We start from the raw sequence: 11,849 nt of genomic DNA, 5'->3' as shown, positions 1-11,849 counted from the left end.
ACGCCTTGGCGCAATGCCTTGTTCCGAAATGTCAGCCATACCATCTGGAACCTGATTTCCAAGGGTCAAGATCGTCTTGTCCGGCGGAGAAGGGCCCGCACGGAGATGACGCCGTTGTTTCCGGACGAGCCCTCGAAGATCGTAAGGTAGTTGCCATGTTTGTTTACAGATTGGGCCGGCCTCGTGTCGGGATTGTCAGATGATCGAAATCGAAGGCCTGCAAAAAACCTTTTCGGCCGGAGACAATCCGACGGCGGCGCTGAAGGACGTCTCCCTGTCGATCAAGCAAGGGGAAATTTTTGGCATCATCGGACGGTCGGGCGCGGGAAAAAGCACCTTGGTCCGCTGCATCAACCTTCTCGAACGGCCGAGCGCCGGTCGCATCTCGGTCAACGGCCGCGAGATCTCGTCATTGAGCGGCGCCGCCCTGCGCGAAGCGAGGCGGGAAATCGGCATGATTTTTCAGCACTTCAATTTGCTGTCTTCGCGCACCGTCTTCGACAATGTCGCCTTTCCCCTCGAACTGGCCGGTCGAAGCAAGGCGGAGATCGCCAGGGAAGTAACCCCACTGCTCGATCTTGTCGGCCTCACCGACAAACGGGATCGCTATCCCTCGGAGCTTTCCGGCGGCCAGAAGCAGCGTGTCGGCATCGCCCGCGCCCTGGCCTCGAAACCGGCGGTTCTGCTGTGCGACGAGGCGACCTCGGCCCTCGATCCGGAAACCACCAAGTCGATCCTCGCCCTGCTGCGGGACATCAATCGCAAGCTTGGCCTTACCATCGTCCTGATCACCCACGAAATGCCCGTCATCAAGGAAATCTGCGATCGCGTCGCCGTCCTTGATCAGGGCAGCGTCGTCGAACAGGGCACCGTCTTCGAGATTTTCACCGCGCCCCAGGCCGAAATCACCCGCCGATTCGTCAGCGACGTCATTGATCGCCCGCTGCCATCGATGTTGATTGAACGCCTGCAGGCAACCCCGCTGACCCAGGGCAACGTCGTCCTGCGCATCGTCTTCACCGGCCCCACGGCCAACAGTCCGATCATCTCCGAAGTGGTGCAACGCTACGGCGTGCTGCTCAACATCCTCCAGGGGAATGTGGAGTATATTCAAGGCGCTCCCTACGGAAACATCGTCGTCGAAGCCGTCGGCCAGCCCCAGGCGGTGCAGGAAGTCATCGACCATATCCGTGATAACAATCTTCGCGTGGAGGTTCTCGGCCATGTCGCCGATGCTCATCGGGCTGTTGCTTGACGGCCTCAAGGAAACCATTTTCATGGTCGGCATCTCCGCCGGCTTGGCGGCTCTGGCCGGCGTGCCGCTGGGCGTCGTCCTGGTGGTGACGGGAAACGGACAGATTCTTCAGAACAAGCCGATCAACCGGATTCTGGGCGCCGTGGTCAACGCCACCCGTTCGACGCCCTTTATCATCCTGTTGATCGCCATCATTCCGGTGACCCGCCTCATCGTCGGCAGCTCGATCGGAACGGCCGCCGCCACCGTGCCCCTGACCATCGCCGCCACGCCTTTCGTCGCACGCCTAGCCGAATCCTCGCTGCGCGAGGTCGATGCCGGCCTGGTCGAAGCGGCGGAAGCCATGGGGGCCTCCCCCTGGCAGATCGTCACCAAGGTTCTCCTACCGGAAGCCTGGCCCGGCATCGTGGCGGGCATTACCATCACCGTGGTCAGCCTGATCGGCTATTCGGCCATGGCCGGCGCGGTGGGCGGCGGCGGCCTGGGCGATCTGGGAATACGCTATGGCTATCAACGATTCCAGCCGGAAGTGATGCTCGCCGTGGTCGTCGTCCTGATCGTCCTCGTCCAGGCCGTGCAAAGCGCCGGCGATCTGATAGCCCGCCGGCTCAACAAGAAGGTTCCTCGCGGCAAAGCCTGATCGATGGGACCGCAAAACGAAATCAACTGTTACCAAAGGGTTCACCGCAGGCAATCAGTCTGAAAAGCAAAAGCGCGATACTTCCTGTCGAATGAATGCCCGGCGGCGGACCGTCGCCGGCGTGTCGACAAGAAAGCAGCCGCCGATGCCGTCCATTTCCTTCGTCTGCCCACTCCAGAACAAAAGCCGATATCTGCTGGGCGCCATCGCCGCCCTGGAAAGGCAGGCGCCGACACACGAACGACAATTCATCTTCATCGATGACGGATCATCCGATGGTTCGTTCAATCTCGTCAAAGCCATGACGAAGCATTGGAGCAACTGCGTCTATATCCGCCAAGACAATACCGGCCCGGCGGGATGCGCCAACACCGGCATCTCCTATGCCACCGGCGACTATCTGAAATTTCTGGGCTGTGACGATATCTTGGCCCCATTCGCCACGGACCAGCTTCTGGAATGCCTCGACAGCACGGGAGCGGTCGCCGCCTATAGCCGCAAGGCCTATTACGGCGATATCAGCGAGGTCGCCTTCACGGTGGACAACCGGAAATCCGTAAGTCTGATCGAAGACCCTCTGGCCATCGTCATCGATCAGACCATCACGGGCTTGAGTCAGAGCTTATTCCGCACGGCCGCCGTGCGCGCCGGCGGCGGTTGCGATCCACGGGTTTTCACCGAAGACTTCTCGCTTGCACTCCGACTTGCTTTGCTTGGACCGTTCATTCTGCTCGACAAGATGACGGCCTATGGCCCAACCGACACTTCCGAACGGATCGGAATTGCCCGCGAACAGCAAGTCTTGCACGATTACAATCTGGCTCTCGCCCTCTTCTTCCAGGATCACCCGGAACTTAAGAAGCAATATGGCCGGCTGGCGCTTCGCCGTTGCGCCGAGCGGGCCGAAAAATGGGCACGCCGCAGGAGCGACGGAAAATCGCTCCTGCGCTGCGCAATCATGCGGACGGCCAGTTGGTTGCCCGGCTTCGACCACGCCGCCATGATCACAGCCACACTGTCGCCTTTCAGTGCGGACGGCACGACCTGCGGCAGAAAAATCATTCAGCCGACAGCGCGCGACATTCACACTGAATCGTCAGAGTCGTCGCTCGCGATTTACCCCGCCAAACGACCGTCAGCCAACGATTCCAGTGCCTCGATATAAGCCTCCATACCCGACTTTCGAAGCGGTACGAAAGGCTTGTCGTAGCGGCGGCATAGCGTCTTGACCTTGCTTTGCGCGGCATGGCTGATGCATTTGACGGGGAAGAGCACCGCGTCGGCCCGCCCGAACAGGTTGGCGAGCTTGCTCATGCTTTGCTCCGTACCGCCGTCATGGTGGACGAAACAGCCGTTGAATTCTTCCACCATACGCCGCAGATGCGAAACATGCTGATGCCGCCCGCCAACGACCAGAATGCATCGACCGCAGAGATCGAAGCGGGGGCAAATGCCATCTCCGATTGACTCTCTCGCGTCCTTGCCGATCTCCGACATGGAACACCTCCTCAATCGTTCACAACGACGGTTATTAGATCACTAATTTAGTAGTTTGAGAAACAAAAATTGTTAAATTATAGTTTTAACATATTTTTAATGTTATTAATTCCCCCTCTACCCTGAAACAACTTGTAACCAAGCCGCCATTTTCTCGTCACCTTTTCAAGGGAGAATGATATCCGATGCGAACAGAGTTTACGGAGGCGCCGTAAAAATCGGCGTAGGACTATGGCATATAAATTAAAAGCGGCAGCGGCGGGATTGTCAGCCCTTCTTCTCCTCGAAGGTTGCGCAGCCACACCTCTCGGTCCGACGGTACAGGTCATGCCCGCTAATAATAAACCGTTCGATGTCTTTGCCCAGGAACAGGCGACCTGCAAGCAATACGCCACCCAACAAGTCAGCGGTCAGGCCGAGGAAGCCAACCAGCGCGCCGTCGGCGCCGGCTTGCTGACCACCGCGCTCGGTGCCGGTCTCGGCGCCGCGGTCGGCGGCGGAAAGGGGGCCGGCGTCGGTGCGGCGGGTGGCGCCGTCGTGGGATCCGCGATCGGAGCCAGCGGGTCGAACCATACCCAATCCACCATTCAGCAGCAGTACGACAACGCCTATTCGCAATGCATGTATGCCAAGGGCAATCAGGTCGTCCAGCCGCCGGCGCCGGTCGTCGTCCACCCGACGGTCATCTATGCCGCGCCACCACCCCCGGTTGTCTACGCTCCGCCACCCGCAGTGATCTACGCCCCTCCTCCGGGCGTCGTCTACGCTCCGCCGCCCGGAGCGGTTCCGGCGCCGGATCCGAATATGCCCGCCCCCTACTAACGTCTTCAGTGCATTGGAACATGACTACCGGCCGCCGGGGCGCCCCGGCGGCCGGTTTGTTGTATCTGGACAGCCCCTGGAGTTAGGATCACTATGATCCGAGTATTCCTTTAGCCAGGGTTGGCAAATATGTCCGATGCGGCGTCGAGCGTTCCGACCACCGGCGCTTTCCTCAATTCACTGGGGAGTTCCATCCTGAGCGGCGGGGCGGCCAGCAAAAGAAAGACGACGGTCAGCGATGTCGCCGACCTCGGCAACGCCATCGGCAGCCAGCTGCTCGGCGTGAGCGGCCAAAGCGCCACATCAAGTGACCGGCTGTCGCCTTTTCTTTCCGACGCCACCACGACGCCTTCATTACGCAACGCCGTCACCAATGCGTTGCTGGGCGGAAGCGATTCAGGGCAGACGGCTCAAAATCTCGCCGCTCTCGGCAGTACTCTCAATGCCATGGCCAAGACGGCCCAGTCCGCCCTGACGACGACCAGCACCACCGCGCGCGCCCAGGCGCTGGAGAGCTATCAGACGCTTTACGATTCGCTCGATCAATCTTCAAGCACCATCAACGGCGCCGCCGGCAATGCCGCCAGCCTTGGACTGTCCACGCCGGGCGATTGGAGCAATTCCGACACCACCGCCGGCACCGCCTCCATCACCGGAGACATGACGTCCGTGGTCAAGGCCCACACCGTCGTCCAGGAAATGATTCAGTCGGCCAGCGCGACGTTGATCAAGTCATATCTTCTGGGTTGAGACTTCCATCCGTTTTCCTATTCACGGTCTGCCAAAAGCATGAGCCAGGAAGAACTGAACTCTCTGCGCGCCATTTGGCTGGCGCGACGCGATCAGCCGATTCCCACGGTCGCCGAGGCCAGGCGGAATTTCGAGATTTTCATGGCCGCGATGCCCATTGCGGCCGATATCGAATTCCAAGAGATCCATATCGGCGACCGTGCGGCCGCTTGGCTGACACCGCCCGGAGCGTCTTTATCGCGCACCTTGCTGTTCTTTCATGGCGGTGGGTTTGTCATCGGCAATCACAAGACCCATCGCGGACTTGCCGGAGACTTGGCGAAGGCGGCTGGAACCCGGGCACTCTCGATCGACTATCGCCTGGCGCCGGAGCATCCCTTTCCCGCGGCTCTCGACGACTGCCTTGCGGCTTACCGCTGGCTGCTCGAACAGGGCGTTTCCGCCGATTCCATCGTTCTGGCGGGGGATTCTGCGGGTGGCAATCTGGTCATTTCCTGCCTCGCGGCCCTTCGTGACTCAGGCGCCCCCCTCCCGCGCGGCGCCTGCCTGTTTTCACCCTGGGTCGATCTCGCTCTCGCCGGCGACTCTTTTGAAAGCAAGGCGGCCGCCGACCCGCGCATGACGCGGCAGGTCCTCCAGATTTATCAGGACGCCTATCTCGCCGGGCGCGATGCGCAAACTCCGCTCGCCTCGCCCCTTTATGCGCGTCTGGGGGGACTTCCGCCGTTCCTGATCCAGGTCGGCTCGGACGAACTGCTGCTCGACGATGCCACCCGATTGGCCACGCGGGCCGCGCATGCCGGCGTGAAAGTCCGCCTGGACGTGTGGCCCGCCATGGTCCATGTCTGGCAAGCCTATGCGCCGATGCTGAGCGAGGGCCGCCAGGCCATCGAGGAGGCGGGGCGTTTTCTGGCCGATCTGCTGGTCCGGTAATTCCGACAAAGCTGTCATGCGGCGCCCATCCTTGCGCGCGATAAGGAAGGCGCTATTTTGCAATCCGGCGGAACATGCTCCGTCACAAAATAGCCAGAGTTCCGATCCCCACATGCCGAACACGCCGCATTTCCGAACGACGGCCCTGATCGTCGCCAGCGCCTTGTTCATGGAGCAATTGGATGGGACCGTCCTGGCCACGGCCTTGCCGACCATGGCCCAGACCTTTCATATCTCGCCGCTTTATATGAGCGTCGCCCTGACCTCATATCTGCTCAGCCTGGCGATCTTCATTCCGGCCAGTGGCAAGATCGCCGACAGATTCGGCGCCTGCAAGGTCTTCTGTTCCGCCATCGCCATTTTCACCCTGGGCTCGATTCTTTGTGGCCAGGCCGGCAATCTGCCCGTCCTGGTGATCGCCAGGCTGCTGCAGGGCTTTGGGGGAGCCTTGATGGTTCCGGTGGCCCGCCTGATCCTGTTTCGCAGCGTTCCGAAAGAGGAAATGATCGCGGCCATGGCTTGGTTCCTGGTGCCGGCGCTGATCGGTCCGGTGCTGGGTCCGCCCTTGGGAGGGGCCATCGTCACCTATCTGTCGTGGCGCTGGATCTTCTATATCAACATTCCCATCGGTCTGGCCGGCGTCGTCCTGGCGCTCCTTTATATCAAGGACGAAAGCGAACCAATCCGCGCCCGTTTCGATTGGTTGGGCCTGGTCACCTCCGGCGTGTCCCTGGCCTGCCTGATGTTCGGCCTGGAAATGATCAGCCGGGGTGTGACGTCGCCCTACGCCACCCTTTCGCTCATCGGCATCGGGCTGGTCGGCGGCGGCATTTATCTGCTGCATGCCAAAAGCCATCCGGCGCCGATCCTCGACATTCGCCTGATGCGCATCCAGACCTTCCGCCTTTCGGTCATTGCCGGCTCTCTGACCCGTATCACGGGCGGGGCGCTCCCCTTCCTGTTGCCGATGATGATGCAATTGGGGTTCGGCATGTCGGCGGCGCATAGCGGCCTGATCACCTTCGCCGGCGCCGCCGGATCGCTCCTCATGAAGGCGTCGGCCACACCCATTCTGCGGCGTTTCGGTTTTCGCGCCACCTTGGTCTGGAACGGACTTTTTGCCACGGGCTGCGTCGCCCTCTGCGCGGCCTTCCGTCCCGAATGGCCGTTGGCGGCCATTTACGGCGTCCTGCTGGTCAGCGGCTTTTTCCAGTCGCTGCAATTCACCGCCTACAACACCATCGCCTATGCCGACATCCCCAGCCAGCGGATGGGAGACGCGATCAGCTTTTACACGACCTTCCAGCAATTGATGCTGTCACTCGGCATCTGCGTATCGGCCGCGGCGCTGCATCTGTCGGTCCTGGCCTCGGGGCGTCAGCATGCTGCTCTCGCGGATTTCACCACGGCCTTCCTGGTCGTAACGGCGATCTCCCTGCTGGCCTCGCCGGTCTGCGCCCGATTGCCGAGGAATGCCGGCGCGGCGATGAGCGGCCATCGGGCATCTGATACCAAGCCTCGATGAGGATGGAGGCTTGGCTGGCCCCTTGAGGGCCCGCGCCATCGTTGGCGCGAAGCCCAGGGTTTCGGAGAAACCCGCCCGGCGATTGAGGGCAGAGGTGATCGGTTCCGATCACCGAGATTTCGTATGAGAAGCTCTGACAGCAGCCGACCGATCGTTCGGGACGAGGCGCCCGAGGAATCCAAGCCGTTGGAAACCAAAAATACGAAGGGGCTTGACCTGCCCTCCCGCCGCACGTTACCACAGCACCTTAATTCACATGGAGAGTGGCCATGACTTCCCGCTTTTTAAAAAATATACTGACGGCTTTTGTATTTTTTGCCGCCTCCATCCCCCTCGCCCAGGCCGAAACCATCAAGGTCGGCGCCACCGGTGGACCGCATGCCGAAATTCTCGAACAGGTCAAGGCGCTGGCCGCCAAGGACGGACTTGATATCAAGATCATCGAATTCGACGATTATCAATTGCCCAACGCTGCCCTGGTCAACGGCGACCTGGACGCCAATTCCTTCCAGCATCAACCCTTCCTCGACGCCCAGGTTCAAGACCGCGGCTATCCGCTGACGTCGATCGCCAAGACCGTGATCTTTCCGATCGGCATCTACTCGAAGAAGATCAAATCCCTGGCTGACCTGAAGGAAGGCGACAAGGTCGCCATTCCGAACGACCCGACCAACGGCGGGCGCGTGCTTCTGCTTTTGCAAGCCAATGGCCTGCTCACGCTCCGCCCGGACGCCGGCATCAAGGCAAGCCCGCTCGACATCGTCGGCAACCCGAAAAAACTGAAGATCGTCGAATTGCCGGCCGCGCAATTGCCGCGTTCGCTCGACGACGTGACAGCGGCCGCCATCAACACCAACTATGCCATCGAAGTGGGCCTGAAACCGGATCGCGATGCCCTGGTACTCGAGAAGACCGACTCGCCTTATGCCAACATCATCGCCGTGCGCACCGCCGACAAGGACAAGCCGGCGCTGATCAAGCTGGTCAAATTTTATCAGTCGGCGGAAATCAAGGCCTTTATCAAGGAACGTTTTGGCTCCGCCGTCATCCCCGCCTTCTGATCCCGAACGCCGTTTGAGCTGAAAGTCCCGGCTTCGGATGGGATGTATTCGGGCATGTCTTTTTTGACGACATGCCCGAATCGCGTCGTGGATTGAGTCGCAATGCTAGGTTTCCGAAGAAAAGGGCTTTACCCTCGTTATGGTCGTGGGGGAGATCACCTTTTCATGCTGCGCGCGTCGCGAATCCTGTTGGTGGCACTCATCCTGTCGGCCGGGGGTGGCACTCCGCGCGCGGCAACCGATTCCCCTGACTGCTCACGCTCCCTCACGCTTGGCCTGCATGAACATGGCCTGCTCTATTCGGCCGAGACCGATAGCGGAATCGACAAGGATTTAAGCGACGAACTGATTCGCCGCAGCGGCTGCGCCATCACGACCCTGGTGATGCCCAGGGCCAGGATCTGGCAACTGATCGAATCGGGGGCGATGGATTTCAGTCTGTCCGGCATCGCCAATGCCGAACGCAACCGCTTCGCGGCCTTCGCCTGGTATTTCTCGAATAAATATTATCTTCTCCTGCGCAATGACACGGACGTCCGCCGCATAGCGGACTTCGAACGCGGCGACCGCCTGCGGCTGGGCGTTATCCGCAGTTTCCGCTTCGGCGAAAACGCCAACCGCATGGTCGACAGACTGCAAGAGGAACGCCGCGTCATTTACGCCACGGGCCTCGCCCCCCTCTACGAAACACTGCTGAACAACCAGATCCAGGGAATGATCGTCGAACCTTTCGATTATCCGGTTTTGCAGCAAGACCGTATTCGAGAAATAACGACAATCCTGGAATTCGATGATCCGTCTATTCCGCATGGATTGATCATGTCAAAAAAATCTGTTTCAGACGAAGAACAGAAAAAATGGAGAAAAATAGTCGATGAAATGAGATCTGATGGAACATTATACGGGATATTATTGAAATATCTTCCGAAAGAAATCGCAGATGCAATGATTAATATTTGAGATATACAGTGAAAAATCTAAGGGTGAAATTATATCCATTCCTTGTATTCACAATATCTCTGGCTGCCACCTATCTTGCGTGGCGGAATGAAAGAGAAACGTCCCAGCGGGACTTGCAATCCATCCTTGATTTTCAACTTCAACAGACCATCAGCCGCATCGAGCAGCGCATGGCCTCCTATGAGGAAATCGCACGCGGCATACAAGGACTGTTCGCCGCCACCGACGATCTTCAACGCGGCGATTTCACCACCTATGTCCAGGCCTTGCAGCTGGGCGCCGACTTTGCAGGCCTTCAGGCAATCGAACTGACGCGCCTCGTGCCCATCGACAAGGCCGATGATTTCGTGCGGCAGATGCGCCTTGGCGGGCATCCCGATTTTCATATATGGCCGGAAGGGCAAAGACCCGTCTACACCCCCATCACCCAGATCGAACCCACGGTCAGAAGAAACCCGCAGATGCTGGGGTTTGATCCCTATACCGAGGCCCCTCGCCGGCAAGCGATGGACCAGGCCCGGGAGTCTGGACAGATCACGTTGTCCGGAAAAATTTTTAACGCGCTGCAACCGCCTGGCGACCTCGAACCCGGATTTCTACTGGTCTTGCCCATTTTTCCGCAGGGGGCTCCGCGCGACAGCGTCCAGGATCGCCGTCAAAATACCATCGGCTGGATTCTCACCCTTTTCAGGATGAACGATCTGATGGCCAGCCTCTACGGAGACGGACTGGAGGGGATCGTCACGGAAATTTTCGATGGTGTTCAGCCATCCGATGCGACACGCCTGTTTCCATCCAACGCTCAAGTTCCCCCGATATCCGAACGCCGACTTTCGTCCAGCGAGTTCGTGGTGATCGCCGGACATACCTGGACGGTCAGCGTGAGCGGCACACCGACATTCGCGAGCCTGTTCGGCAAGGACAAATCGGCGTTGGTGGCCCTGGCCGGACTGGGCATCGGCGCCCTGCTCACCCTGGTCAGTTGGCAGATGGCCACGGCGCAGATGCGGGCCCAGCGCATCGCCGAGACGATGACCCGCGAACTGAAGGAAAGCGAGGAATGCTGGAAATTCGCCCTTGAGGGTGCCGGAGACGGCGTCTGGGATTGGCATATCATGACGGGCGACTTACGCTATTCCGAACGATGGAGGGAGATCCTCGGGCATGACGAGCATGATCGCCGGAGCGGCCTCGAGCGGTGGATTTCGCGCATTCATCCCGATGATCTGAAGGCCGAACGAGCAAGCCTTCAGGCATGCCTCGCCGGAACGACTCCAATCTATCTGAGCGAACACCGGATACGCTGGACCGACGGAAATTGGCGCTGGATGTCGGTCCGCGGCATGGTGGTGAGCCGAGACGGCGACGGCATCGCCCAGAGAATGATCGGCACCATTTCAGACATTTCCGAGCGGCGGGCGACCGAGGAAAGAATCCGCCACATGGCCCAGCACGATCCGCTGACCAATCTTCCCAACCGGATTTTATTTTCGGATCGGCTGCATCTGGCCATCGCCAGGGCGAAACGCGACCGGCAGATGATCGCCCTGATGTTCGTCGATCTCGACAAATTCAAACCCGTCAATGACATCCACGGACACGATGTCGGCGATCTTCTGCTGAGAGAAGTGTCGTCGCGCATGCGTCGCAGCATTCGAAATTCCGATACCGTCGCCCGAATCGGCGGCGATGAATTCGTCGTGCTTCTGCCGTCGCCTTGTTCGCGCGAAGACGCTTTCCAGGTCGCCGAAAAGCTTCGTCAAGCCATCGGCCACCCCTACGACGTGGCCGGACGGTTGATCACGATCTCCTCCAGCATCGGCATCGCGGTTTTTCCTGAAGACGGCGGAGATGCCCTCACCTTATCGAAGAACGCCGACGACGCGATGTACCGCGCGAAACAGGCCGGACGCGACAAAGTGGAATTCTATCGTGGAAACGTGGAATCTCCGCCGCCGGCCGGATAGAGCGACGACTGCGGCCCGCAATGCAACTCGTACGCCCATTCGCGGAACAACTCGGCGAGTGACCATAATCCCTTTTCTGACGCGGCTGAGCTCGCCCTGAGGACCTGATCAACCAGTTTGGTTCGGTCAGCGGCAAGGTTGTCGTTGGCTTCTTTTCGAAGATCTTCGCTGATCAATTCGATCAACGTACCGCTGTCGACCTGCCAGCTCATTTCGTCCGCGTCCAATCCCACTATAAATAAAGACATGACTCTACAGCGGCCAACATTATGACCGCATATAGTCATCATCATTTACCGGCATAACCAATGGGGGGCGGGAAACCACTTCTAACGAGCGCCTTCACAAGGATTATTCATTTCCCAATAGCGTTCGTTTTGGCTATACCCCCATCTTCATGGCCCTAATCAGGCTCTCACAACCACTATGATATGCAAAA

12 protein-coding genes are annotated in these 11,849 nt (G+C 59.4%); 10 read left to right on the top strand and 2 right to left on the bottom strand.

What is annotated here, in order from left to right:
• Positions 1-199: 199 nt before the first annotated feature.
• The 3 genes from CWS72_RS05395 to CWS72_RS05385 all read left to right on the top strand — a co-directional run bounded on the left by CWS72_RS05395 (position 200) and on the right by CWS72_RS05385 (position 3,060).
• Entirely contained in the window at positions 200-1,255 is a 1,056-nt protein-coding gene (locus CWS72_RS05395; protein WP_101249557.1) for a methionine ABC transporter ATP-binding protein, read from the top strand.
• Positions 1,224-1,895, top strand: a complete 672-nt coding sequence (locus tag CWS72_RS05390) for a methionine ABC transporter permease (protein ID WP_101249556.1) — start codon at positions 1,224-1,226, stop codon at positions 1,893-1,895. The genes CWS72_RS05395 and CWS72_RS05390 overlap by 32 nt, the downstream gene beginning before the upstream one ends.
• A gap of 145 nt (positions 1,896-2,040) precedes the next feature.
• Positions 2,041-3,060: a glycosyltransferase family 2 protein gene (locus CWS72_RS05385; RefSeq protein ID WP_158240520.1), complete on the top strand. Its 1,020-nt coding sequence runs from the start codon at positions 2,041-2,043 to the stop codon at positions 3,058-3,060.
• Here the strand turns inward: CWS72_RS05385 and CWS72_RS05380 are convergent.
• Positions 3,012-3,392 carry a DUF2325 domain-containing protein gene (locus tag CWS72_RS05380; RefSeq protein ID WP_101249554.1) on the bottom strand — a complete coding sequence of 127 codons (381 nt, stop codon included), beginning with the start codon at positions 3,390-3,392 and terminating at the stop codon, positions 3,012-3,014. The two genes, CWS72_RS05385 and CWS72_RS05380, sit on opposite strands and share 49 nt — an antisense overlap.
• Before the next feature lie 327 nt (positions 3,393-3,719).
• Between CWS72_RS05380 and CWS72_RS05375 the strand changes: the two genes are divergently transcribed.
• From CWS72_RS05375 to CWS72_RS05340, 7 genes are all read left to right on the top strand, one after another.
• Entirely contained in the window at positions 3,720-4,214 is a 495-nt protein-coding gene (locus CWS72_RS05375) for a glycine zipper family protein (protein ID WP_241911595.1), read from the top strand.
• 129 nt (positions 4,215-4,343) lie between these two features.
• Positions 4,344-4,964, top strand: coding sequence for a hypothetical protein (locus CWS72_RS27685; protein ID WP_158240519.1), 621 nt, complete (start codon positions 4,344-4,346; stop codon positions 4,962-4,964).
• A 39-nt stretch (positions 4,965-5,003) separates the two neighbouring features.
• A complete protein-coding gene (locus CWS72_RS05360; protein ID WP_101249551.1) occupies positions 5,004-5,897 on the top strand; it encodes an alpha/beta hydrolase in 894 nt (297 codons plus the stop codon).
• Positions 5,898-6,009: 112 nt separating this feature from the next.
• Positions 6,010-7,422 (top strand): MFS transporter, encoded by a 1,413-nt coding sequence (locus tag CWS72_RS05355; RefSeq protein WP_101249550.1) that lies wholly within the window; start codon positions 6,010-6,012, stop codon positions 7,420-7,422.
• A 269-nt stretch (positions 7,423-7,691) separates the two neighbouring features.
• Positions 7,692-8,483 carry a MetQ/NlpA family ABC transporter substrate-binding protein gene (locus CWS72_RS05350; protein WP_101249549.1) on the top strand — a complete coding sequence of 264 codons (792 nt, stop codon included), beginning with the start codon at positions 7,692-7,694 and terminating at the stop codon, positions 8,481-8,483.
• A 165-nt stretch (positions 8,484-8,648) separates the two neighbouring features.
• Positions 8,649-9,443 (top strand): substrate-binding periplasmic protein, encoded by a 795-nt coding sequence (locus tag CWS72_RS05345; RefSeq protein WP_101249548.1) that lies wholly within the window; start codon positions 8,649-8,651, stop codon positions 9,441-9,443.
• Positions 9,444-9,556: 113 nt separating this feature from the next.
• Positions 9,557-11,410, top strand: a complete 1,854-nt coding sequence (locus CWS72_RS05340) for a GGDEF domain-containing protein (protein ID WP_101249547.1) — start codon at positions 9,557-9,559, stop codon at positions 11,408-11,410.
• Here the strand turns inward: CWS72_RS05340 and CWS72_RS05335 are convergent.
• The gene (locus CWS72_RS05335; protein WP_101249546.1) at positions 11,371-11,622 is read right to left on the bottom strand and encodes a hypothetical protein; all 252 of its coding nucleotides are present in this window, start codon (positions 11,620-11,622) and stop codon (positions 11,371-11,373) included. The genes CWS72_RS05340 and CWS72_RS05335 overlap by 40 nt on opposite strands.
• Positions 11,623-11,849: the final 227 nt, after the last annotated feature.

The organism is Telmatospirillum siberiense, from assembly GCF_002845745.1.
GTDB classification, from domain to species: domain Bacteria; phylum Pseudomonadota; class Alphaproteobacteria; order Rhodospirillales; family Magnetospirillaceae; genus Telmatospirillum; species Telmatospirillum siberiense.
This window is presented reverse-complemented; position numbering and strand designations above follow the sequence as displayed.